The organism is Mesorhizobium sp. M9A.F.Ca.ET.002.03.1.2, assembly GCF_003952365.1.
Taxonomy (GTDB): Bacteria; Pseudomonadota; Alphaproteobacteria; order Rhizobiales; family Rhizobiaceae; genus Mesorhizobium.
Genome location: NZ_CP034443.1, coordinates 4019393 through 4040322 on the forward strand (window position 1 = coordinate 4019393; position 20930 = coordinate 4040322).

The following is a 20930-nucleotide window of genomic DNA, read 5'->3' on the forward strand; positions in this document are numbered from 1 at the left end:
GACTCTTCGTGATTTCTGCGACCAATGACGGATGTCCACGATCAAAGCCGTGCGAGAAATCCTGTACCTGGCGAGAGGATGAAGCGAGATTGAACGCGAAGAATTTCCGTCACAGAACATCATCGCGAAGGCCGAAGTTCGTCTCGGATTTCTGTGACGATCAGCACAACCACACTGTGGCCGTAACCGAAATTTAATCTGCGAAATTCAATGTAATGCTTCGCTGGCTAGACAAGCGCGAGTCAGATATGCATTGCGCGCCGGGTCATTATGGCCGTCGGCACAACTAAGGGGCATGATATGGCTAAGCAGTCATCCAAAGCGCCGGCATCCAAGTCACCGGCAAAGAAAGCACCGGCAAAGAAAGCACCACCAAAGGCAGCTCCGGCAAAGGTCGCAACCGCTGTGAAGAAAGCAGCGCCTGCCGCCAAGCCGAAGGCCGCCGCGCCCAAGGGAAAAGCAGCGGCGGCAAAAGTGACCGCTGTGAAGAAAGCAGCACCTGCTGCCAAGCCGAAGGCAAAAGCGCCGGCCAAGAAGCCGGCCGCGAAAGCTGCGGCAAAACCGGCAGTGAAGAAAGCGGCGCCCGCCAAGGCGGCACCTGCCAAGGCTGCGCCCGCCAAGGCGAAAGCGGCGCCTGCCAAGAAGCCGGCCGCAAAGGCCGCGGCGAAGCCGGCAGCGAAGAAAGCAGCACCTGCCAAGGCCAAAGCCGCACCGGCAAAGAAGGCTGCGCCGGCAGCGAAGGCGGCGGCAGCGAAGTCTTCTGCAGCAGTGAAGAAAGCAGCGCCGGCGGCCAAGCCGAAGGCAGCGCCTGCAAAGGCGAAGGCCAAGAAGTAATCGCGTCTCGTCGCTCGCGGAGGACAGTGCCGAAAACGGTCGAGGCAGGGTGCCTCGCTCGCGGGTTGGTGCTCGGGCAAGAACAGAGGCGGAGGGAAGACAGCTTTTCGCAGCTCCCAGGACTTCGCCGTTACGGCGAAGTCCGGTGGGATATTTCTTTGCACCTGGAAGGAAACCTTCGGTGCAAGGCCGGAGTTTATCAGGTTCGGATCTGTCCGGCCTGTTCGGATTCTCTTGCGGCTGCCGTACCGCTCATTTGGCTCAAGAGCGCGGAGGAAAACGGTCGTCTCCGTGGCGCCTGGTTTTTCCGCTTGTGGCTGTTGATCATGCTGTCATGCCCGGTCAACAGTGCCGCGCATCAAAGATCAGAATGCTGCAACGTCCTTTGTACGTCCAAGAGGACGCGCGGCGCTATAGTCGGCAAACAGGAACCCGATCATGCCCAGACTGCTCTACGCTTCCACGTCCCCCTACAGTTCCAAGGTGCGCATGGCCGCGCTTTATGCCGGCATCGCCGTCGATCTCGTGCCGATGAAAACCGAAGATAAGCCGGCCGAGCTGATCGGGGCCAATCCGCTCGGCAAGATCCCGGTGCTGGTGCTCGATGACGGCCGCTCGATCTACGACAGCCGCGCCATTACCCAGCATCTCAACCGCATGTCGAAGAACGCGCTGTTTCCGCGCAATCCCGACAAGCGCCTCGAAGCCGAAGTGCTGGAAGCGCTAGCCGACGGCATCTGCGACTGCGCACTGTCGATGGTCTATGAGCGGCGCACGCGCCCCGAAGACATGGTCTACCAGCCCTGGCTCGACCGCCAGTGGGCGAAGATCACCTGCGCGCTTGATCGGCTCAACGCCAATCCGCCAAAACTGCCGAAGAAGATCACCGCCGGCCAACTGGCGCTGCGCGCCTGCCTTGGCTATCTGTCATTGCGCTTTGCCGGAAAATGGGAAAAGGGCCGCAGCCGGCTGGTCCGCTGGGCAGCACGCTTTGACGAGAAGTTTCCAGAGCTGAAACCCTGCGTTCCGGCGTGAACTGGTTGACGCAGCCAGGCCCGAGAAGGGGTCGCAAAAAAAGCCGGGCGCGAGGCCCGGCTTTTCGTGTCGTGGCTTGGACGATTTAGAACTTCATACCGACGCCGAAGGTGACGCGGTTGTCGGTGGACTTGACCTTGCCAATATCGCCGAAGTCCTTGTCGCCGAAGTCGGTGTAGCGGTACTCGACACGGCCAAACACATTGTCGGTGATCTTGATGTCAGTGCCGACGCCGGCCGTCCAGCCAAGCATGGTGTTGTCGTCGTCGATACCAGTGTTGTGGTTTTCAATCTTCTGGTTCTTCAGCGCGCCGCCGGCGGTGCCATAGAGCAGGATTTCCGGGGTGACGGCGTAGCCGAGCCGGGCGCGCAACGAACCTTCGAAGCCGCCCTTGGCCTCGATGCCGCTATCGTCACCCTCGATGCCGCTGTAGCCGATGTCGGCTTCAGCACCGTAGACGAAGTTCTCCTGCTGCCACTGGTAGCCGCCGAAGACACCTCCGACGAAACCATCGGTACCGACGTCGACGCCGACATCCTCGGCATCGGCATGGCCGCTGAAGCCGTAGCCGACGCTCACACCGGCATAGGGACCGGCCCAGGACGCGACCGGAAGTTCGGCGATCGGGGCAGGTGCCGGCGGCTCTTCCTGGATCACGTCAGCAGCATAGGCGGTTCCGCCGAGGGCGAAGAGCCCGAACGCCACCGCCAGCGGTCGCGCAAATTTAAGATTGGCTTGCATTGTTCTTTACTCCTTAAGCCACAGGCACAGGCTTGCTTTTCACGAGCACCCTCAACCCGCCGGGGGGATAAACGGGTCTGGCGCTCAACGGTTCCAAATGTCGTGTCCAAATGCGGCTGAAGCGAACCTGAACTTGGGTCATTCCCTGGCACGAATGAGGCTGAACCTTGACGTTGCATCTGCGCAACAGATGGTGTCAGGAGGCTTTGCCATGCCGCGCTGCACACCGCTTGGAGCAAGGGGTCCAGCGGCCTATATTGTGGTCTGGCAGGCCGAGTCCCGGCCAGAGTCGAAAGACCGATCCGGCCACTTTGCCACAATGCTGCCCAACGTGCGAACGGCATTTAATGCTTGGCCGGCCATATTTTGCCGGCGGGCTGAAATCGAGGCCCATTGAGGATTGACAGGATGAGCAAGGCCGCTGGAACGGTGTTGGTGACGGGCGGGGGAAAGCGGATCGGCAAGGCGATAGTCGAGGATCTTGCCGCGAACGGTTTTGCCGTCGCCATCCATTGCAACCGCTCGCGGGCCGAGGCGGAAGCGTTGGCCGCGCGGATCAACGGAGGCCATTTTGGCAAGGATGGCCGCGCCGCCGTGGTCGCCGCCGACCTGACCGACATGGCCGCGGTCGGCGACCTGGTCGGCCGCGCCCAGGCCGCGCTCGGACCAGTTACACTGATGGTCAACAACGCCTCGCTGTTCGTGGACGATACGGTTCAGGACTTCGACTGGCCTGCCTGGGATCGTCACTTCGCCGTCCATGTGAAGGCGCCGGCACTTTTGGCGCAAGAATTCGCCCGCGCGCTGCCGGAAGGTCGGGAAGGGCTGATCGTCAATATGATCGACCAGCGCGTCTGGCGCCCGACGCCACGCTATTTCTCCTATGCGCTGTCGAAATCGACATTGTGGACGCAGACGCAGATGATGGCGCAGGCGCTGGGGCCTCGCATTCGCGTCAACGCCATCGGTCCAGGGCCGACGCTGAAGAGCGCGCGCCAGGACGACAGCGATTTTGCCGCGCAGGTCGACGGCCTGATCCTGAAGCGCGGCCCGGAATTGCCTGAATTCGGCGCCACCATCCGCTATCTCTGGCGCGCGCGCTCGATTACTGGCCAGATGATCGCGCTCGACGGCGGCCAGCACCTTGCATGGCAGACGCCGGATGTGACAGGCATGGCGGAATGAGTTCCATGGACCAGAAACACAAACGAGGCGGTGCCGCCGACGACCTGCCCCCCGAAGTTGACCTCGATGACGAGGCGGCGGAGGAGATCGTCGAGTCGTCAGGTCCCGGTTCCGGCGGCCCTGAGGTCGCCTTCACGGCCATCGACTGGACGCCGCATGCAGGCGATGCCGACGGCATGGTCGGCGCCGAGGTTATCCAGACGCTGGTCAAACGGCTGCCCAACGCTCCCGGCGTCTACCGCATGATGAACGCCGCCGGCGACGTGCTCTATGTCGGCAAGGCGCGCAGCCTGAAGAAGCGCGTGACCAATTACGCGCAAGGCCGTTTCCACACCAGCCGCATCGGCCGCATGGTGCGCGAGACGGCGACGATGGAATTCGTCGTCACCCGAACCGAGATCGAAGCGCTACTGCTGGAAGCCAACCTTATCAAGCGCTTGCGGCCGCGATTCAATGTTCTGATGCGGGACGACAAGTCGTTCCCCTATATCCTGCTGACCGGCGATCATGTCTCGCCCGGCATCTACAAGCATCGCGGCGCGCGCTCGCGCAAGGGTGACTATTTCGGCCCCTTCGCCTCGGCCGGCGCCGTCGGCCGCACCATCAATTCGCTGCAACGCGCCTTCCTGCTCAGGAGCTGCACGAACTCCTTCTACGAGAACCGCACCCGGCCGTGCCTGCTATTCCAAATCAAACGCTGTGCGGCCCCGTGCACCGGCGAGATATCGCATGGCGGCTATGCCGAGCTGGTGGCCGAGGCGAAGGATTTCCTCTCCGGCCGCAGCCAGAAGGTGAAGACGGAAATCTCCGCCGCCATGCAGCAGGCCTCGGAAGACCTCGATTTCGAGCGGGCCGCGATCTATCGCGACCGGCTGGCGGCGCTGTCGCATGTGCAGAGCCACCAGGGCATCAACCCGCAGACGGTCGACGACGCCGATGTCTTCGCCATCCATCAGGAAGGCGGCCAGGTCTGCATCCAGGTGTTCTTCTTCCGCACCGGTCAGAACTGGGGCAACCGCGCCTATTTCCCCAAGGCCGATCCGGCGCTGGAGGGATCGGAAGTGCTGGGCTCGTTCCTGGCGCAGTTCTATGACGACAAGCCGACCCCGCGCGCCATCCTTCTGTCGCGTGGCGTCGAGGATCAGGAATTGCTGGCGGAGGCTCTCTCCACCCGCGCCGGTCGCAAGGTGTCGATCTCGGTGCCGCAGCGCGGCGAGAAGAAGGAGCTGACCGACAACGCACTTCAGAATGCCCGCGAGGCGCTCGGCCGCCGGCTGGCCGAGACCTCGACGCAAGGGCGGCTGCTCGCCGGCTTCGCCGAGACCTTCGGCCTGAAAAAGCCGCCGGTACGCATCGAGGTCTACGATAACTCGCACATCATGGGCACCAACGCCGTCGGCGCCATGGTTGTCGCCGGGCCGGAAGGTTTCGTGAAGAACCAATACCGGAAATTCAACATCCGCTCGACCGAGATCACGCCGGGAGACGATTTCGGCATGATGCGCGAGGTGATGGAGCGGCGTTTTTCGCGGCTGCTGAAGGAACATGGCGATGTGCCGCAAAGTGGAGAGCTGGCGGACGACCCGACCCCGGTCGAACAGGGCGACGACATCGAGGACACGGGCAGCTTCCCGGCCTGGCCAGACATCATCCTCATCGACGGCGGCCAGGGCCAGATGACGGCGGTGCGAAAAATACTCGCCGATCTCGGCATCGAGGACCGTGTGGTGGCGATCGGCATCGCCAAGGGCCAGGATCGTGACGCCGGCCGCGAACGCTTCTTCGTGAGGGGCAGGGACTCGTTTTCGCTCCCCGTTCGCGATCCGGTGCTCTACTTCGTCCAGCGGCTGCGCGACGAGGTCCACCGCTTCGCCATCGGATCGCACCGCGCCCGCCGCAAGAAGGAGATGGTCAAGAGTCCGCTCGACGAGATCAGCGGCATCGGCCCAGGCCGCAAGCGCGCGCTGCTCATGCATTTCGGCACCGCCAAGGCGGTCAGCCGCGCCGCGATCGAGGATTTGATCAAGGTCGATGGCATTTCCGAGCAGGTCGCCAAACTCGTCTATAACCATTTTCACGAGAGCTGATGGATTCGGCTATTTTCGGTTGGTCCATCGACTATCGCCTGTTGACCCCCACATTCGCTTCTGATTTGAGTACGCAGGCAGAGAGAGTTCCCAAAAATATGGCCCAGCGCGCGTTCAACCTGCCCAACATGCTCACCTACGCCCGTATTCTCGCGGTGCCGCTGGTTGTGCTGTGTTTTTTTCTCGAAGGTCAATTGAAGTCGAGCGACTTCGCCCGCTGGTCGGCGCTGGTCATTTTCCTGCTCGCCTCGATCACCGATTATTTCGACGGCTATCTGGCCCGCGCCTGGCAGCAGACCTCCAATATCGGCAAGATGCTCGACCCGATCGCCGACAAGCTGCTGGTCGCCACGTGCCTGCTGCTGCTTGCCGCCGACACAGATCGCCACGCTGGCATCGCCGGCTGGTCGCTGTGGGCGGCGATCATCATCCTGTGCCGCGAAATCCTGGTCTCGGGCCTGCGCGAATATCTGGCGGCGCTGAAAGTCTCGGTGCCGGTGACGCAACTGGCCAAATGGAAGACCACCATCCAGATGATCGCCATCGCCTTCCTGCTCGCCGGGCCGGCCGGCGACAAGATCTTCCCGCTGACCACGCAGACCGGGCTGGTGCTGTTGTGGATCGCCGCACTTGTCACGCTCTATACCGGCTATGATTATTTCCGCGCCGGCCTCAAGCACATCATGGACGAGTGAGATGGCAACGCGGCTCATCTATTTCGCCTGGGTGCGCGAGCGGATCGGCAAGCCGCAAGAGGATGTCGAGTTGCCCGCCGGCGTCGAGACTGTGGCCGACCTGCTGCGCTGGCTGAAATCGCGCGGCGAGGAATACGAGCACGCGCTGCAATATCCCGATGTGATCCGTGTCGCCATCAACCAGGAACATGTCGAGCACCGCGAAAAGATCGCCGGCGCCCGCGAGATCGCGCTGTTCCCGCCGATGACGGGTGGCTGAAATGCCGGGCGCGGTGGTGTCGACCGTGCGCATCCAGGCGGAGGATTTCGATGTCGCCGCCGAGATCGCCAGGATGACGCATGGACGGGCCGACATCGGCGCCGTGGTGACGTTCTCGGGCCTCTGTCGCGACGAGGCGGGCAGGCTCACCGCGCTCGAACTCGAACACTATCCCGGCATGGCGGAAGCCGAGATCGGCCGCATCGCCGCTGAGGCGATCAAACGCTGGCCGCTGCAGGGCCTCACCGCCATCCATCGCCATGGCAGGATCGCGCCCGGCGAGAACATCGTGCTGGTGGTCGCGGCCTCGGCGCACCGGCAGGCGGCGTTCGAGGCGGCGAACTTCCTGATGGATTATCTGAAATCGCGCGCGCCGTTCTGGAAGAAGGAACACCATGCCGACGGCTCCGAGGGCGGCTGGGTCGAGGCCAAGGAAGCCGACGACGAGGCCGCGAGCCGCTGGAAGCAGGCCGTGCCGAAACGAAATTGATGCTTCGCGCCGCTGCCAGAAGGTGAGAACCCATCAGCCTTTGTCTGTGCCGATCCAGTGATCGAGCGCAATCCGGCCGGGTCCCCACGCCATGATGCCAAGCGCCATCGCCGCCCATGTGATGTGCAGCGGCCAGCCGTCCGGCACGGTGAGCTGTATGACCAGCGTCATCAAGAGCATGCCGAATGCAGCCAGTCGTGTCGCCAGGCCGAGAACGAGGAGAATTGGCAACAGAATCTCCACCGACGCCGAGGCGAACGCCACCAGCCCAGGTGCGGGAAATGCATAAGGTCCACCGGGCAGATGCAGCTTGAACTCCGAGCTGAAGAGCAGCACGGCGACATCGTTCAACTGCAGAAAGCCGTCCCATTTGTTGACGCCGGACCGCCAGAACGGGACGGCGAGCGCGCAGCGCAGGACAAGCTGCGTCAGCGATGGGGTGGCAATCGCGCGCAGGGCGGCATTCACCCTTTCGGCAAGGGCGGCGATCCCTCGCGGCCCGGTGCTCGCGTTCCGCACATGGTTCGTCATGGCCATTCTCCCTGGTGTGCCGCTGTGAAGGCGCCCGCTTGCAGCAGGCCGGCGATGTTGGCGGGAAGGTCGAATTCGGCACGCTCCGCAAATGCAGCCGCGGCAGCCGCGCCGAGTGGCTCGCCCGCCATGAGACGATTCAGAAAAACCGCGCCGCCGGGCGGCAGGTGGCGAACGAAGACTTCAAGCCCGGGCCGCGTGACCAGCGCATCTTCGGGGCCGTCGGCCTCGATCCGCCCTACGGGACCGTCGCTCCGGTTTGCAGCGAAGATCGTCACGGCCGGATAGCACGAGCGTATGGCGCGTGTTGCCGGATGCGGCACAAACACGGTATTGGCCAGTCGTTCGGGCGGGATCGACGCCAGTGCTCCGGACGCCAGCGGTTCCGCGTCGGCGGCATGATAGGCGTCGAGCCAGGCCCGCTCCATTCGCGCCACGTCGGCCAGCCAGGGCATCGACTGGGCGTATTCGTAGCGTTCGATGAAATCGGGAAAGTCGCGGCCGTATTCGAATAGAAGCGGCGAGGTCGGTGGTGTTTCGCGAACATGAAAGCGCGCCATCGCGCGAAAGAAGTCCGGGCCGGTTATGCGCAGCGTCGCCGGGAAACTGGCGGCCAGCGCATCGATCAGGCTGACGGTGACGTTGTTGCGGTAGACGGCATATCGCTTGACCGCAGCCTTCCCGTTCGGCCCCGAGACAGCGTCGGGCGGGACCCGGTCAGGATCGAGCAGGCCGGCGGTGAACGCCGCGGCATAGTCGAACCGGCGACCGGGATCGCCCGGCTGGATCTCATCCTGCGGCATGGACTTTTCCGAACAAGCTGTGGGCGTGACGGTCGAGGATCGCCTGGGCGGCGGCGGCTTCGGCCTTGAGCACCGGCCAGTCGGGAATGTCGCTGTCCCATTCGATCAGCGTCGGGAGCGGCCCGCACCGGCCGATGACGATATCGAAGAGCTTCCAGACCGCGTCGGCGACCGGGCCGTCATGGCTGTCGATCAGCAGAAGATCGCCCTCGTCATCCTCCTGCTCGGCGTGCCCTGCCAGATGGATTTCGCCGACGTGGTCGAGCGGGAAATCCGCGAGGTATGAACGTGCCGAATAGCCGTGATTGGTGGCCGAAACGAAGACGTTGTTGACGTCGAGCAGCAAACCGCAACCGGTACGCCGCACCAGCGCGCCGATGAAATCCGTCTCGCTCATCGTCGATTCCGGGAAAAGGACGTAGGTCGAGGGGTTCTCCAGCAGGATCGGGCGGCCGATCGTCTCCTGCACTTCGTCGATGTGATCCGCCACGCGCGAAAGCGTTGCCGGCGTGTAGGGCAGGGGAAGCAGGTCGTTGTAATAGGTGGTGTCGTGGGTCGACCAGGCGAGATGCTCGGAAACAAGCGCTGGCTCATAGCGGTCGACGAGCGCCTTAAAACGATCGAGGTGCGCTTTGTCGAGCGGCCGCGGTCCGCCGATCGACATGCACACCCCGTGCAGCGAAACGGGATAGTCGCGGCGGATATTGGTCAGCGCGTCGTGCGGCGGGCCGCCGGCGCCCATGTAGTTTTCGGCATGGACCTCGAAGAAACCGTCCTTTGGGCCGTCGCCGAGGATCGCGTGTAGATGCTCATGCTTGAAACTCGTGCCGGCAAGGCCGGCGACCGGGTGTGCCGGAAAGCGCGAGGTTTTCGACACGCGGGATGGTGGGACCAGTCCGTTCATCTTCGCCTCCGCTTTCCAGGCAGGTTGCATTGCTTACGACGGGATGTCGCGGGTCAGTTCCGTCGGCGAGCCCTTGCGGTCGCCCGGCAGTTCCATCGTCGTGCAGGTGCCGCCGTCGACAAACTTCCAGGCGTTGCCCTGGTAATCGACGGTCGAAGTGCCTTGGCAGGTAGTGCCAGGTCCTGCCGCACAGTCGTTCTGCCCCTTCATGGCGACGCCAAAGCACTTCTCCTTGCCGGCATCCATCGCCGCCTTGACCTCTGCCTCGGTCAGCGGCGCGGCCATCGCAAAAGAAGCAAGAGCCGTGGCAACGGCGCCGGCCAGAAAGGCTGCGCTTACGGTTGATCTTGTCGACATGATTTCACCTCCGATTGGGTTGTTGAGCGCGCCATTCCTCAAGCGCGCATTGATCAGTTCGGCCCGGAGGTTCCCCGTGTTACATCCGATTGGGAACACGACTTCGTGATCGCCTCGGGCCTGACTCGAGCAAAATGTGCCGGATCACGCTAGGCAGACCGACGACTGGGCCGCAAGCCACCGAAAGGCCCCTCCGTGCGAGCAGTCCTGGGCGCCACGGAACCACCGCAATCCTGCGAGACTTTCAGGCCAGTTTGGTGCGCCAGAGCATGATCCCGAAAAGTGGAATCCGGTTTTCGGACAAGATCATGCTCAAACAAGGAGATAGAGCCCCATCCCGATTCGTCGGGATGGGACTCTAGGGAGCAGGATCATGCTGGACAGGATCGCTGAGTTCCTCATCTTCGGCTTCGTGCCGCTGATCGTTGGCATATTGGCTGTGCCGGACCAGTCCGTCGCTTCGGAGAAGACCCTGAAGGGCGAGGTGATGTATCGCGAGCGCATCGCGCTGCCGCCCAACGCCGTGCTTTCCGTGCAGCTAGCCGATGTCTCGCTGGCCGACGCGCCAGCCGCTGTCATCGGCGAGCGCAAGGTGGCGCCGGCCGGCCAGGTGCCGATCAAGTTCGAGATCAGCTTCGATCCCCAGGTGATCCGGCCTGCCATGACCTATGCGCTACAGGCGCGCATCACCGTCGACGACAGGCTGTTGTTCGTCTCCGATACGCGCCATCAGGTCGATCCGCTGAGCGACGCGCCGCAGACCATCATGCTGAAGATGGTGACGTCGAGCGAGAAACCTGCAGCGGCTCCGGTGCTCGGGCAGAGCTGGCTGATCGAGTATATCGACGGCATTGGTGTGATCACCGAGCCGCAGGCGACGTTCACGATCAGCGAGGCCGGCAAGGCCGGCGGCAGCGGTCCTTGCAACGTCTATTTCGCCACCGCCAAAGTCGATGGTTCGACGATCGCCATCTCTGACATCGGTTCGACTTTCAAAGCCTGCGCGCCCGAGATCATGGCCGAGGAAAAGGCGCTGTTCGAGGCGCTGGCCAAGGCAGCGTCCTACCATGTAGACGCCGGCAAGCTCGTCATCGCCGACAAGGACGGCCGTGTCATCCTGCGCTTCAACGCCGCGAGCTAGGGTGTATTCGATATCTAGGTGACGCCGGCCTGCAAACGGCGGTCACCTGCGCTTTCGGTGCTCGCGTAGCTGAACGTACGCTCCGTTCCGGTTTTCGGAATCCGGCTGTTTGGTCGCTTCGCACCTCTCTTCGACTCCGGATCGGCCTGACCTGAATCTCAAACACACCTTTGCACATGATCCCAAAAAGCGGATGCTTTTTCAGCGGAATAAATCGGCCGGAAGGAACGTTATCCTCCTCATAGATGGCGGGTGAGGCAAAAGGGATATTTCGAGATACCCCTTCGTTGAAGCCGCCAGAATGGCTGCGGCTCGTTCTGGCCTTAACTCAAAGGAATCCAGAGATGAAAACGCACGCTCTTATCCTTGCTGCCACAGGCGCATCGCTCATTGCTTTTACCGGCCTTGCCAAGGCAGACGACCATCTGTTCGATGCGCTTCAGCATGGGCTCAGTCCTGATAGCCAGCCCTTCCAGACCAACAAGGCCGGTCACAGCGGCGATGTAGCGCCCGGTCAGGGCAGCCCGTTCACCGGTCATGATATGCAGACCCCGGCTACCGATACGGAAGCAGCTAACGACCATGCGAATGTAAAGGCTCGCGAGCCGAAGTGATCTGAACCCGACGCGAGGGGCGTCGGCCAATCGGCGCTTGGCTGGCCGTCGACGAAAAAGGCCGGCGAAACGCCGGCCTCTTGGCTCATGAAGCGGTGATCCGGGCCGTCGGCTCAGCCAACAATCTCGGTGTCCGAGAACCAGTACTTGATTTCTTGCGCGGCGGTCTCCGGCGCGTCGGAGCCGTGCACGGAATTCTCGCCGATCGACAGCGCGTGCACCTTGCGGATGGTGCCTTCGGCGGCATTGGCCGGGTTGGTGGCGCCCATCACGTCGCGGTTTTTGGCAATGGCGTTCTCGCCTTCCAGCACCTGCACGACGGTCGGGCCCGACGACATGGACTCGACCAACTCGCCGAAGAACGGACGTTCCTTGTGCACAGCATAAAAGCCTTCGGCCTCGCGGCGGCTCATCCACACCCGGCGCGACGCGATGACGCGCAAGCCGGCATCTTCCAGCATCTTTGTGATGGCGCCGGTGAGATTGCGCCGGGTCGCGTCCGGCTTGATCATGGAGAAGGTGCGTTCGAGCGCCATGGGGTCGTCCTTGTGATGAAAGTGGAATTGAAGGTGGCGGGGTCTATACAAGCCGCCCGGCATGTTGCCAAGGGGAAGTGATCGATCAGCGCGTTATGATGGTCGACGGGCGCCGGAACTCCCAGCCCTCCCGTTCCAGTTCCGGCACGCTGTGGTCCTCGCAGGGGTAGCCGACGCAGAAGTAACCGATCAGCGTCCACTCTGGCGGCGCGTCCAGGATCGTCGCCATCTCGACCGGATCCAGGATCGAGACCCAGCCCATGCCGATTCCTTCGGCGCGCGCCGCCAGCCAAAAGGTGTGGATCGCCATCACTGCCGAATATTCGATGGTCGCGGGCATCGTCAGGCGGCCGAGCCCATGCCCCTGTTCTGTCGCAAGGTCGGCGAAAACCGCGAATTGACAAGGCGCCTCGTTCAGGCCGGCGAGCTTCAGGCGCGCATAGAGCGCGGCGCGTTCGCCGCCGAACGATGCGAGCGCCTCCGCATTGCAGCGCTCGAAGCAGGCCCTGACGGCGGCGCGGCACTGCGCACTCTCGACCATGACGAAACGCCAAGGCTGGCTCAGCCCGACCGACGGCGCAAGGCTGGCTACATCAAGTAGCCGCTCCAGAACGCTTTCGGGGAGCGGTGTCGGCTTGAATCGCCTGACATCCCGCCGCCACCGGAAGAGGTTGACCAGCTCGGCGCGAAAATCGTCCGGGAATTCCGGGCCTGACGTCATGGTGTCGTGCTGCCTTTGCTAGTGGAGTAGCGGAGTACGGCAGTAAGGCAGTAGGGAAGGCCGCATACCTGCTGCCTTACTGCCCTATGCTGCGGCCGCCACCTTGCGGCCGAGGCCGTCATACAGGTCGAGGCAGCGCTCGAACCATTGCGCCACCAGATCGCTGTCGTCGAGCAGCCGGTAGGGCGAGGCGATGCGCGCCCATTGCAGTGCGCCGAAGACGATGTAGTCGGCAAATAGCGGTGATTGGCCGCCGATGAACGGCTGATAGGTGAGCGTCGAGCGCAACGGTTCCAGCGAGGCGCGGAAGGCGCCAAGGCCGGCGTCGCGCGCCGCCATCACCTGTTCCAGTTTCTTGCCGAAGCGCTGCTCGCGGTTCTGGCGAAAATAGGCGGCGTTAGCTTCGTCCTGCATGGCGTGGAGGTCCATGATCGCCACGGTGGTGACATAGGGGTGGATGGTCAGTTGCGACCAGCGTTCGATGAAGCGCGCCATCGCCTTGCCGCCGTCGCCGGAAAACAATGTCGGCCGCTCGGGATAGGCCTCGTCGAGATAGAGCGCGATGGCGAAGGAATCAGCGATCACCTTGTCGCCGTCACGGATCACCGGAACGAGTTTCGAAACGCCGCCTTCAACGGTCGGCACTTCGAGAAAACGCGTCGGCACGGTCGAGATGTCGAGCCCCTTGTGGGCGAGCGCCATCGCCGCCTTCCAGCAATGAGGGCTGAACGGGCGGGCGGCATCATGTCCGACGAGGTCATAGAGCAGAATGGTCATTGGCGGCGGCTTCCTTGCGGTCTACTAGAGCGTGTTTTGTGCGTCCGCTTGGACGCACAAAACACGCTCTAGCACTTTTAAAAACTACGCATCGTGTTTTTCCGAACCGAAGGTCAGCGTAGCAAAAATCGGTACCGATTTTCGAGCCGATGCGGTAGGCACCCGAAACGGGTTTCGCGGGCCGGGAGAAGACGATGAAACAGCACTTCATGATGTTTGCGGGCTACAATCAATGGGCCAATAACCGCATTTACGATGCCGCCGCCGATCTCGGCGAGGAAGAGTTCGACCGCAATGTCGGCGCTTTCTTCGGCTCGATGATGGGCACGCTCAACCATATCTTGACCGCCGATCGCATCTGGATGAGGCGCTTTACCGGCGAGGGCGACGCACCGGCCAGGCTCGACACGATCCTGCACCGCGCCTTGCCGAGCTTGCGGCTGGCGCGCGAGGCCGAGGACAAAAGGATCGTCGACTGGATCGGGAGCTTGAGCGAGAAGGCCTTGTCCGGCCGCTTCTCCTACATGACCGTCTCCGATATGCGCACCGTTTCGCAGCGGCTGGCGCCGGCGCTCGATCATTTCTTCAACCACCAGACCCATCACCGCGGCCAGGCGCACGCGATCTTGACCATTCTTGGCCGGCCTTCGGTGGCGCTCGACCTGACGCAGTTCCAGCGCAGCGAAGAGGGGCGCCCCTTCGCCTGATTTGTGATTATCCGCGTCTATCGTGATCGAATTGAAAGCAGGTTGGAAAACCCGTCGAAGATGAGCGGCATCCGCGACGGTCATGGTCGCGAAGCGGGGTGGCCAGGCGTCAGGCAGCGTGTCCGCCACGGCCCCGGGCGACCGGCTTGACCGAGACTGCCGGCTGGGCCGAAGGCCAGAGAATGCCTGCCGTCATCGCGAAGGTGATCAAGGCATCGCGCGCCGCTTCGGGCGAGATTTCGCCGGCCCGTGCCGCCTCGCAGGCCTTCACGGCCGCGCCATAGCTCAGCCGCCGCCGCGATGGCGGGAACTCGGTCAGGAACTCATGCATGTCGAAGAGCGAAGCGATCATGCGCTTATGGCCGGCGCCGACGGTTAAGGCGACCGGGGTGAAGAACATCGTGTCGTGCATTCTGGCCTCTCGGATTGGGCGGAGGTGACGGCGGACGCCGCTCTCCGATCTGAATCGGACGCCCAGAAACGCGGATTGCGGCATCAGGTTCCATGTTGCCGGGATTTGGTTGTCGCCACCAAGTTCCGTGGCACGGGCGCCGTGCCGAAGAGGCGGCTATTTCCACATGTCGCGCATGCGGGCGCCAAGGTCGACGCGCACTTGCGGCTGGCGGCGCGGATCGTCCTTGGCCTGAACGCTCGCCCATGATGTCTGTTCGAAGGCGCCGAGGATCGAGGCCGGGATGAAGCGGCTGCGCGAGGCATAGACATGGCGGTCGCCGCGCGCCGCCTGGCCGTGGACGAAAAAGCGCTGCGGCATGACCAGGTGCAGGCCGTCCTTGGCCCGCGTCATCGCCACGTAGAGCAGGCGGCGCTCCTCGTCGATATCCTCCTTCGAGCCGACGCCGAGGTCGATCGGGATGCAGCCGTCGACGGTGTTGAGCACGAAAACGTTCTTCCACTCCTGGCCCTTGGCCGAATGGATGGTCGACAGGATCAGATAGTCCTCGTCGCGACGCGGCGGCCCGGCCTCGTCGCTGGTCGCATCCGGTGGATCGAGCGTCAGTTCGGTGAGGAAACGCTCGCGCGAGGCATAGCCCGAGGCGATCTGTTCGAGCTGCAAAATATCGGCCCGGCGCGTCGTCGCGTCCTCATGGATGCGCTCGAGATGCGGCTCGTACCACAGCCTGACCTGTTCGAGATCAACAGGCCATTTTCCCGATCCGGCGCGAAGCTGTGAGAACAGCGCGACGAAATCCGGCCAGTCGTCGGCGGCGCGTTGCGGCGGCCGGTAGCGCGCCAGCCCCATCGCTTCGTCGAGCGACGTCGCCATGGTGTCGACGATCTGCGAAGCCGCCGAGGGGCCGATGCCGGGCAAAAGCTGCAGCACGCGAAAACCGGCAACACGGTCGCGCGGGTTTTCGGCGAAACGCAGCACCGCCAGCACGTCCTTGACATGGGCGGCGTCGAGGAACTTCAGCCCGCCGAACTTGACGAACGGAATGTTGCGGCGCGTCAGCTCGATCTCCAGCGGGCCGCTGTGGTGCGAGGCGCGAAACAGCACCGCCTGCGCCTTCAGCGCCGTGCCGGCTTCGCGCTCGGTCAGGATCGCCCGGCAGACATAGTTCGCCTGCTCGGCCTCGTCGCGGACGCTGACCAGCTTAGGCTTTTCGGCCGATTTGCGCTCGGACCAGAGGTTCTTGGTAAAGCGCTCCGAGGCCTCGCTGATCACCGCATTGGCGGCGGCCAGGATGGTCTCGGTCGAGCGGTAGTTGCGCTCCAGCATGACGATCTCGGCCGGTCGCGCGAACTGTTTGGGGAAGTCGAGGATATTGCGCACTTCCGCCGCGCGAAACGAATAGATCGACTGCGCATCGTCGCCGACCACCGTCAGCCCGGATCCGTCCGGCTTGAGTGCCATGAGGATCGAGGCCTGCAGCCGGTTGGTGTCCTGGTATTCGTCGACCAGCACATGGTCGAAGCGCGCACCGAGATGCGCTGATATCTCCGGCTCGCCGGCCATCTGCGCCCAGTAGAGCAGCAGATCGTCGTAATCGAGCACGTTTTGCGCCTGCTTGGCCTCGACATATCGGGCGAACAGCGCCTTGAGCTGCTCGGCCCAGCCGGCGCACCAGGGAAACACCGAACCCAAAACCTCGCCGAGCGGCGCCTGCGCGTTGACGGCACGCGAATAGATCGCCAGGCAAGTGCCCTTGGTCGGAAAACGCCCTTCCGTCTTCGAGAAGCCAAGTTCGTGCCTGATAAGGTTCATCAAATCGGCCGAATCCTCGCGGTCATGGATGGTGAAGGCCGGATCGAGGCCGATCTCCAAAGCGTAGTCGCGCAGCAGCCTGGCGCCGATGCCATGGAACGTGCCGGCCCAGCTCAGAGCTTCGGTGATGACGGAAGCGTCTCGGCCCAGCACCTCACCGGCGATGCGCTCGACCCGCTTGGCCATTTCCGATGCGGCGCGCCGCGAAAACGTCATCAAGAGGATGCGCCTGGGATCAGCGCCTCTGACGATCAGATGCGCGACGCGATGCGCCAGCGTGCTGGTCTTGCCGGAGCCGGCGCCGGCGATCACCAGCAGCGGTCCGGCGACCGTGCCGTCGCCATGCTCGACGGCAAGGCACTGCTCGGCATTCAGCTTCGCGAGATAGGCAGGCCGGAAAGCCGAATCACGGGCAGCGAGGTTCATTGCCCATCAAGCATCGTTTCTGCTTTGTTCGCAACGATGAACTCGACCTAGCGCTGAGGCTCTACCCCCATCGCCGCCGACTGCCGCCGCAGCGACTTACGATGGTCGGGTGGCGGCAACGGCACTGGATCGAAGTCGTCGGGCACCTCGTCGATGATTTCCCTGGTTATGCGGTAGGCCACGTAGACGGCGGCCCCGGCTATGAGCAGACGGATCATGATTTTCTCCAATTGGTATGGAGGAACCGGAGAGGCAGCGTTTTGTTCCCCCGCTCCCCAAAGGCCCCGAGCGAGGCCTGAGCGTGCAACCAAATCGGCACCGCCTCGTTGCCCGATGACAGGAGGTTGCGATGAACAAGCTCTCAATCTTGCTGGCTTTAGCCGCAGCCTTGGCTGTGGCGGCTTGCGACAACAATATCCCGCCGACGAAGGCCCCTGGCACGGCCGATCAAAACCCGCAGGTCGACCCTGCGCCGAACTCAATGTCAGGCGGTGATCAACCCGGCACGCCGCCGGCACAGTGAAGGAAAATGGCCGGCGCCGCTTGGGAGGAGAGCGATGACGCCGGCCAGGCGGGTATCAGGTCCGCCGCACACCTAGACATAGCTGAGTCTTCCCCTCGCGTCATGGTGCGATCGCAGAAGACAACCGACCTGCACGAGCAATCAACTGACAAATGCGCAATTTTCGGATGCGGGAAGTCGATGCTCGCCAGGCGCTGTCATCGCGCCGTCGCAGCAGGTTCCGGGCCAACTTGGAGTTGGCCTCTGATCCGGCGAGGCCGGCGATCCGCCGCCAGCCATTTTCATGCCTTATCAGGCCAACCGGCGCTCAAGGTCTTGCGAAGCCCTGACGTCCCGTGCAAAAGCGCGACCATGCTGATCATCAACGACCTTTCGCTCCGCATGGCCGGGCGCCTGCTTCTCGACCATGCCTCGCTGACCTTGCCGGCCGGCAGCAAGGCAGGCCTTGTCGGCCGCAACGGCACCGGCAAGACCACCTTGTTCAAGGCGATCACCGGCGATCTCGCTTCCGAGACCGGCTCGATCAGCTTGCCGAAGAACACGCGCATCGGCCAGGTGGCGCAGGAAGCGCCCGGCACCGAGGAGCCGCTGATCGAGATCGTGCTCAAGGCCGACCTTGAACGGAGCGCACTGCTCGAAGAGGAAATGACGGCGACCGACCCGCATCGCATCGCCGACATCCATATGCGGCTGGCCGATATCGACGCTCATTCGGCCGAGTCGCGCGCCGCCACAATCTTGGCCGGCCTCGGCTTCGACGATGAGGCGCAGCGGCGCCCGGCCTCGTCCTTCTCCGGCGGCTGGCGCATGCGCGTGGCGCTGGCGGCAGTGCTGTTTGCCGAGCCCGATCTTCTGCTGCTCGACGAGCCGACCAACTATCTCGACCTCGAAGGCACGCTGTGGCTGGAAAACTACGTGTCGAAATATCCGCACACGGTGCTTCTGATCTCTCACGACCGCGACCTGCTCAACCGCGCCGTCAATTCGATCGTCCATCTCGACCAGAAGAAACTGACCTTGTGGCGCGGCGGCTACGACCAGTTCGAGCGGCAATACACCGAGCAGCGCGAATTGCAGGAGAAGGGCCGCGTCAAGCAGGAAGCCGCGCGCAAGCACATGGAATCCTTCGTCGAACGCTTCCGCGCCAAGGCCTCGAAGGCAAGGCAAGCGCAGTCGCGCATCAAGGCGCTGGAGAAAATGAAGCCGATCGCCGCGATCGTGAACGACACGGTGCGGCCGTTCTCCTTTCCCGAGCCGGTGAAGACCGTGGCCTCACCGATCATCGCGCTCAACAACGTCGGTGTCGGCTATGTCGAGGGTGAGCCGATCCTGAAGAAGATGACGCTGCGCATCGATGCCGACGACCGCATCGCGTTGCTTGGCGCCAACGGCAATGGCAAGTCGACCTTCGCCAAATTGCTGTCCGGCCGCCTGAAGCAGGAAACCGGCACCATGACGGTGGCGCCCGGCCTGAAGGTGGCGATCTTCGCCCAGCATCAGCTCGACGATCTCAGGCCGAACGAAAATGCCTATGAGCATGTCCGCCGGCTGATGCCTGAAGCGCCGGAATCGAAGGTGCGCGGCCGCGTCGCCCAGTTCGGCCTCACCACCGAGAAGATGAACACCGCCGCCAAGGATCTGTCCGGCGGCGAGAAGGCGCGGCTCTTGATGGGGCTGTCGGCCTTCGAGGGGCCGAACCTGTTTATCCTTGACGAGCCGACCAACCATCTCGATATCGACAGCCGCGAATCGCTGATCCATGCGCTGAACGAGTTTCCCGGCGCCGTCATCCTGATCTCGCACGACCGCCATCTGCTCGAGGCGACGGCCGACCGGCTGTGGCTGGTCAAGGACGGCGCGGTCAACCCCTACGACGGCGACCTCGATGACTACAAGACGCTGGTCACCGGCGTGTCCGGCGACCGCCGCGGCAAGCGCGAGGCGGAAAAAGCTTCGAAGGCCGACCGCCGCCGCGATGCGGCCGCGCGCCGCGCCGCCTTCGAGCCGCTGGCCAAGGAAATCCGTGCCACCGAAGCGCTGATGGACCGCATCCGCAAGCGCATTGACGGCATCGAGGACGAGCTCGCCAATCCGGCGGTCTATGAAAAGGATCCGTCGACGGCGACGCGGCTGGCCAAGGAGCGCTCGCAGCTTTCCCAGACGCTGGCCGCCCATGAGGAGAAATGGCTGTCGATGTCGGCCGAATACGAGGAAGGCAGGGCGGAGTAGCGGCGATGTCAACAAAACTGTGGATCAAAGCTGCCAAGGTTTTGGCGATCAATTCCGAAGCTGTCGTAAAATGCCCTGAATGTGGAGACGGCAATCTGCTGGTCATCGATGCCGGGGCAGGGACAACCCATGTCGAGCGCCATATGCATTGCCCGAAATGCGGTGCCCACAATGCGCTGCTCAAGAGTGTTGGCGACACATAACCAGCTCAAGGTGACAGTGGCCGAAGTGCGCAGCGATCCGGAAGCAGCGATCCAGAGTGAGACTTGCCTCTGGCCCTACACCTGGTCGTCCGAGGCAGTTAGATTGCCCCTATGAATCACCAACCCAACCTCGGCCGTTCGGCCTGTCCGCATGATTGCCCGTCGACCTGCGCGCTCGAGGTCGAGCTGCTCGACGACAACAGCATCGGCCGCGTCCACGGCGCCAAGGCCAATACGTATATATCAGGCGTCATCGGCGCCAAGGTCGCCCGTTACGCCGCCGCGTCCATCATCCCGAGCGCTTGCTGTAGCCACTGGTGCGCTTGGCGTCAGCACCTGATGGCTGCTGACAGCGTCGAATGCACGTGGACACAAGCGAAGGGCGGCCTCGGTAACATTACCGCGAGCCTGTAACGTTCGCCGTCGCTGGCACGAACAACGGACCGTATCCTCATGTCCGCCATGGCGGGATTACTTGCCCGCCGACACCTTCAGGAGTCAAGAAATGCTAGACCGTCGCACCTTCCTCATAGGCCTGACCGCAATATCGGGCCTCGCCTCGGCCCCGGCGGCGCTGGCTGCCAGCCGGATGGCCTACACACGGCAGGCCTTCGAAGAGGCGCAAAAGGCAGGCAAGCCGATCCTGGTCGAGATCACCGCCAGCTGGTGTCCGATCTGCAAGGCGCAGAAGCGGGTGCTCGGCCAGTTGCTGCCTGCGCCCGAGCACGCAAACCTGGCCGTTTTCGAAGTCGATTTCGATTCCCAAAAAGAGGTTGTTCGGGCTCTTGGTGCGCGGATGCAGAGCACGCTGATCACCTTCAAGGGCGCAACGGAAGTCGGTCGGCTTGTTGGCGTGACCAAGGCGGATGCCATCAAGCAATTGCTTGATAAAACGATCTGAGCGGTG

At 63.2% G+C, this 20930-nt stretch carries 25 protein-coding genes and 1 pseudogene; 15 read left to right on the top strand and 11 right to left on the bottom strand.

Features of this window, described 5'->3' with window-relative positions; all coding sequences use genetic code 11:
* Positions 1-405: 405 nt before the first annotated feature.
* Together EJ066_RS19255 and EJ066_RS19260 are read left to right on the top strand one after the other, a co-directional pair.
* Positions 406-834: a hypothetical protein gene (locus EJ066_RS19255; protein ID WP_189644312.1), complete on the top strand. Its 429-nt coding sequence runs from the start codon at positions 406-408 to the stop codon at positions 832-834.
* A gap of 438 nt (positions 835-1272) precedes the next feature.
* A complete protein-coding gene (locus EJ066_RS19260) occupies positions 1273-1869 on the top strand; it encodes a glutathione S-transferase family protein (RefSeq protein WP_126040670.1) in 597 nt (198 codons plus the stop codon).
* An 85-nt stretch (positions 1870-1954) separates the two neighbouring features.
* Here the strand turns inward: EJ066_RS19260 and EJ066_RS19265 are convergent, their stop codons facing one another.
* On the bottom strand, positions 1955-2611 hold the full coding sequence (locus EJ066_RS19265; protein WP_126040672.1) for an outer membrane protein: 657 nt from the start codon (positions 2609-2611) through the stop codon (positions 1955-1957).
* A 408-nt stretch (positions 2612-3019) separates the two neighbouring features.
* Here EJ066_RS19265 and EJ066_RS19270 point away from each other — a divergent pair, with 408 nt between their 5' ends.
* The 5 genes from EJ066_RS19270 (at position 3020) to EJ066_RS19290 (ending at position 7327) form a co-directional block, all read left to right on the top strand.
* Positions 3020-3796, top strand: a complete 777-nt coding sequence (locus tag EJ066_RS19270) for an SDR family oxidoreductase (protein WP_126040674.1) — start codon at positions 3020-3022, stop codon at positions 3794-3796.
* On the top strand, positions 3793-5883 hold the full coding sequence (gene uvrC, locus EJ066_RS19275) for an excinuclease ABC subunit UvrC (protein ID WP_126040676.1): 2091 nt from the start codon (positions 3793-3795) through the stop codon (positions 5881-5883). Before EJ066_RS19270 ends, uvrC begins: the two co-directional genes overlap by 4 nt.
* Positions 5884-5981: 98 nt before the next feature.
* Positions 5982-6578 (top strand): CDP-diacylglycerol--glycerol-3-phosphate 3-phosphatidyltransferase, encoded by a 597-nt coding sequence (gene pgsA / locus EJ066_RS19280; protein WP_126040678.1) that lies wholly within the window; start codon positions 5982-5984, stop codon positions 6576-6578.
* Position 6579: 1 nt separating this feature from the next.
* Positions 6580-6837: a molybdopterin converting factor subunit 1 gene (gene moaD, locus EJ066_RS19285; protein WP_126040680.1), complete on the top strand. Its 258-nt coding sequence runs from the start codon at positions 6580-6582 to the stop codon at positions 6835-6837.
* 1 nt (position 6838) lies between these two features.
* Complete coding sequence (locus EJ066_RS19290; RefSeq protein ID WP_126043968.1) at positions 6839-7327, top strand: molybdenum cofactor biosynthesis protein MoaE; 489 nt, start codon at positions 6839-6841, stop codon at positions 7325-7327.
* Positions 7328-7360: 33 nt separating this feature from the next.
* Here EJ066_RS19290 and EJ066_RS19295 read toward each other — a convergent pair whose 3' ends face one another.
* From EJ066_RS19295 to EJ066_RS19310, 4 genes are read right to left on the bottom strand one after another with little or no spacing between them, the layout of a single operon-like run.
* Positions 7361-7858 (bottom strand): DoxX family protein, encoded by a 498-nt coding sequence (locus EJ066_RS19295; RefSeq protein WP_126040682.1) that lies wholly within the window; start codon positions 7856-7858, stop codon positions 7361-7363.
* Positions 7855-8661 (bottom strand): DNA-binding domain-containing protein, encoded by an 807-nt coding sequence (locus EJ066_RS19300; RefSeq protein WP_126040685.1) that lies wholly within the window; start codon positions 8659-8661, stop codon positions 7855-7857. Before EJ066_RS19300 ends, EJ066_RS19295 begins: the two co-directional genes overlap by 4 nt.
* Positions 8648-9565 carry a DUF692 domain-containing protein gene (locus tag EJ066_RS19305; protein ID WP_126040687.1) on the bottom strand — a complete coding sequence of 306 codons (918 nt, stop codon included), beginning with the start codon at positions 9563-9565 and terminating at the stop codon, positions 8648-8650. Before EJ066_RS19305 ends, EJ066_RS19300 begins: the two co-directional genes overlap by 14 nt.
* Before the next feature lie 33 nt (positions 9566-9598).
* On the bottom strand, positions 9599-9922 hold the full coding sequence (locus EJ066_RS19310; protein ID WP_189644313.1) for a DUF2282 domain-containing protein: 324 nt from the start codon (positions 9920-9922) through the stop codon (positions 9599-9601).
* Positions 9923-10295: 373 nt separating this feature from the next.
* Here EJ066_RS19310 and EJ066_RS19315 point away from each other — a divergent pair, with 373 nt between their 5' ends.
* Complete coding sequence (locus tag EJ066_RS19315) at positions 10296-11063, top strand: YbaY family lipoprotein (protein ID WP_126040689.1); 768 nt, start codon at positions 10296-10298, stop codon at positions 11061-11063.
* Positions 11064-11407: 344 nt separating this feature from the next.
* Positions 11408-11677 carry a hypothetical protein gene (locus EJ066_RS19320; protein WP_126040691.1) on the top strand — a complete coding sequence of 90 codons (270 nt, stop codon included), beginning with the start codon at positions 11408-11410 and terminating at the stop codon, positions 11675-11677.
* A gap of 113 nt (positions 11678-11790) precedes the next feature.
* On the opposite strand, the gene ndk is transcribed toward EJ066_RS19320, so the two are convergent.
* The 3 genes from ndk to EJ066_RS19335 form a co-directional block, all read right to left on the bottom strand.
* Complete coding sequence (gene ndk, locus EJ066_RS19325; RefSeq protein WP_126040693.1) at positions 11791-12213, bottom strand: nucleoside-diphosphate kinase; 423 nt, start codon at positions 12211-12213, stop codon at positions 11791-11793.
* Between the two features lie 85 nt (positions 12214-12298).
* Positions 12299-12934 carry a 5,6-dimethylbenzimidazole synthase gene (gene bluB / locus EJ066_RS19330; protein WP_126040695.1) on the bottom strand — a complete coding sequence of 212 codons (636 nt, stop codon included), beginning with the start codon at positions 12932-12934 and terminating at the stop codon, positions 12299-12301.
* An 84-nt stretch (positions 12935-13018) separates the two neighbouring features.
* Positions 13019-13711 carry a glutathione S-transferase family protein gene (locus EJ066_RS19335; protein ID WP_126040697.1) on the bottom strand — a complete coding sequence of 231 codons (693 nt, stop codon included), beginning with the start codon at positions 13709-13711 and terminating at the stop codon, positions 13019-13021.
* A 194-nt stretch (positions 13712-13905) separates the two neighbouring features.
* On the opposite strand from EJ066_RS19335, the gene EJ066_RS19340 reads away from it, so the two are divergent.
* Positions 13906-14418, top strand: coding sequence for a DinB family protein (locus EJ066_RS19340; RefSeq protein WP_126040699.1), 513 nt, complete (start codon positions 13906-13908; stop codon positions 14416-14418).
* A gap of 109 nt (positions 14419-14527) precedes the next feature.
* Here EJ066_RS19340 and EJ066_RS19345 read toward each other — a convergent pair whose 3' ends face one another.
* The 3 genes from EJ066_RS19345 to EJ066_RS31460 all read right to left on the bottom strand — a co-directional run bounded on the left by EJ066_RS19345 (position 14528) and on the right by EJ066_RS31460 (position 17286).
* Entirely contained in the window at positions 14528-14830 is a 303-nt protein-coding gene (locus EJ066_RS19345) for a DUF982 domain-containing protein (RefSeq protein WP_126040701.1), read from the bottom strand.
* Positions 14831-14986: 156 nt separating this feature from the next.
* Positions 14987-17068, bottom strand: coding sequence for an ATP-dependent helicase (locus tag EJ066_RS19350; protein ID WP_126040703.1), 2082 nt, complete (start codon positions 17066-17068; stop codon positions 14987-14989).
* Positions 17069-17115: 47 nt separating this feature from the next.
* Positions 17116-17286 (bottom strand): hypothetical protein, encoded by a 171-nt coding sequence (locus EJ066_RS31460; protein WP_189644314.1) that lies wholly within the window; start codon positions 17284-17286, stop codon positions 17116-17118.
* Between the two features lie 131 nt (positions 17287-17417).
* Here EJ066_RS31460 and EJ066_RS31465 point away from each other — a divergent pair, with 131 nt between their 5' ends.
* The 5 genes and pseudogenes from EJ066_RS31465 to EJ066_RS19370 all read left to right on the top strand — a co-directional run bounded on the left by EJ066_RS31465 (position 17418) and on the right by EJ066_RS19370 (position 20924).
* On the top strand, positions 17418-17591 hold the full coding sequence (locus EJ066_RS31465; RefSeq protein WP_189644315.1) for a hypothetical protein: 174 nt from the start codon (positions 17418-17420) through the stop codon (positions 17589-17591).
* 351 nt (positions 17592-17942) lie between these two features.
* Complete coding sequence (locus tag EJ066_RS19355; protein ID WP_126040705.1) at positions 17943-19820, top strand: ABC-F family ATP-binding cassette domain-containing protein; 1878 nt, start codon at positions 17943-17945, stop codon at positions 19818-19820.
* A gap of 5 nt (positions 19821-19825) precedes the next feature.
* Complete coding sequence (locus EJ066_RS19360; protein WP_126040707.1) at positions 19826-20023, top strand: hypothetical protein; 198 nt, start codon at positions 19826-19828, stop codon at positions 20021-20023.
* Positions 20024-20134: 111 nt separating this feature from the next.
* A pseudogene (locus EJ066_RS19365) lies at positions 20135-20331 on the top strand (formate dehydrogenase); the annotation flags it as partial.
* Positions 20332-20498: 167 nt separating this feature from the next.
* On the top strand, positions 20499-20924 hold the full coding sequence (locus EJ066_RS19370) for a thioredoxin family protein (RefSeq protein WP_245454942.1): 426 nt from the start codon (positions 20499-20501) through the stop codon (positions 20922-20924).
* The last annotated feature ends 6 nt before the right edge of the window (positions 20925-20930 follow it).

Coding starts and splice junctions, on each gene's coding strand:
- EJ066_RS19345 (WP_126040701.1), bottom strand. CDS start 14,830: ATGCACGACACGATGTTCTTCACCCCGGTCGCCTTAACCGTCGGCGCC.
- bluB (WP_126040695.1), bottom strand. CDS start 12,934: ATGACGTCAGGCCCGGAATTCCCGGACGATTTTCGCGCCGAGCTGGTC.
- EJ066_RS19300 (WP_126040685.1), bottom strand. CDS start 8,661: ATGCCGCAGGATGAGATCCAGCCGGGCGATCCCGGTCGCCGGTTCGAC.
- EJ066_RS19335 (WP_126040697.1), bottom strand. CDS start 13,711: ATGACCATTCTGCTCTATGACCTCGTCGGACATGATGCCGCCCGCCCG.
- EJ066_RS19350 (WP_126040703.1), bottom strand. CDS start 17,068: ATGAACCTCGCTGCCCGTGATTCGGCTTTCCGGCCTGCCTATCTCGCG.
- EJ066_RS19290 (WP_126043968.1), top strand. CDS start 6,839: ATGCCGGGCGCGGTGGTGTCGACCGTGCGCATCCAGGCGGAGGATTTC.
- EJ066_RS19310 (WP_189644313.1), bottom strand. CDS start 9,922: ATGTCGACAAGATCAACCGTAAGCGCAGCCTTTCTGGCCGGCGCCGTT.
- EJ066_RS31465 (WP_189644315.1), top strand. CDS start 17,418: ATGAACAAGCTCTCAATCTTGCTGGCTTTAGCCGCAGCCTTGGCTGTG.
- EJ066_RS19305 (WP_126040687.1), bottom strand. CDS start 9,565: ATGAACGGACTGGTCCCACCATCCCGCGTGTCGAAAACCTCGCGCTTT.
- pgsA (WP_126040678.1), top strand. CDS start 5,982: ATGGCCCAGCGCGCGTTCAACCTGCCCAACATGCTCACCTACGCCCGT.
- moaD (WP_126040680.1), top strand. CDS start 6,580: ATGGCAACGCGGCTCATCTATTTCGCCTGGGTGCGCGAGCGGATCGGC.
- EJ066_RS19340 (WP_126040699.1), top strand. CDS start 13,906: ATGAAACAGCACTTCATGATGTTTGCGGGCTACAATCAATGGGCCAAT.
- EJ066_RS19320 (WP_126040691.1), top strand. CDS start 11,408: ATGAAAACGCACGCTCTTATCCTTGCTGCCACAGGCGCATCGCTCATT.
- uvrC (WP_126040676.1), top strand. CDS start 3,793: ATGAGTTCCATGGACCAGAAACACAAACGAGGCGGTGCCGCCGACGAC.
- EJ066_RS19360 (WP_126040707.1), top strand. CDS start 19,826: ATGTCAACAAAACTGTGGATCAAAGCTGCCAAGGTTTTGGCGATCAAT.
- EJ066_RS19295 (WP_126040682.1), bottom strand. CDS start 7,858: ATGACGAACCATGTGCGGAACGCGAGCACCGGGCCGCGAGGGATCGCC.
- EJ066_RS19270 (WP_126040674.1), top strand. CDS start 3,020: ATGAGCAAGGCCGCTGGAACGGTGTTGGTGACGGGCGGGGGAAAGCGG.
- EJ066_RS31460 (WP_189644314.1), bottom strand. CDS start 17,286: ATGATCCGTCTGCTCATAGCCGGGGCCGCCGTCTACGTGGCCTACCGC.
- EJ066_RS19315 (WP_126040689.1), top strand. CDS start 10,296: ATGCTGGACAGGATCGCTGAGTTCCTCATCTTCGGCTTCGTGCCGCTG.
- EJ066_RS19260 (WP_126040670.1), top strand. CDS start 1,273: ATGCCCAGACTGCTCTACGCTTCCACGTCCCCCTACAGTTCCAAGGTG.
- EJ066_RS19265 (WP_126040672.1), bottom strand. CDS start 2,611: ATGCAAGCCAATCTTAAATTTGCGCGACCGCTGGCGGTGGCGTTCGGG.
- ndk (WP_126040693.1), bottom strand. CDS start 12,213: ATGGCGCTCGAACGCACCTTCTCCATGATCAAGCCGGACGCGACCCGG.
- EJ066_RS19355 (WP_126040705.1), top strand. CDS start 17,943: ATGCTGATCATCAACGACCTTTCGCTCCGCATGGCCGGGCGCCTGCTT.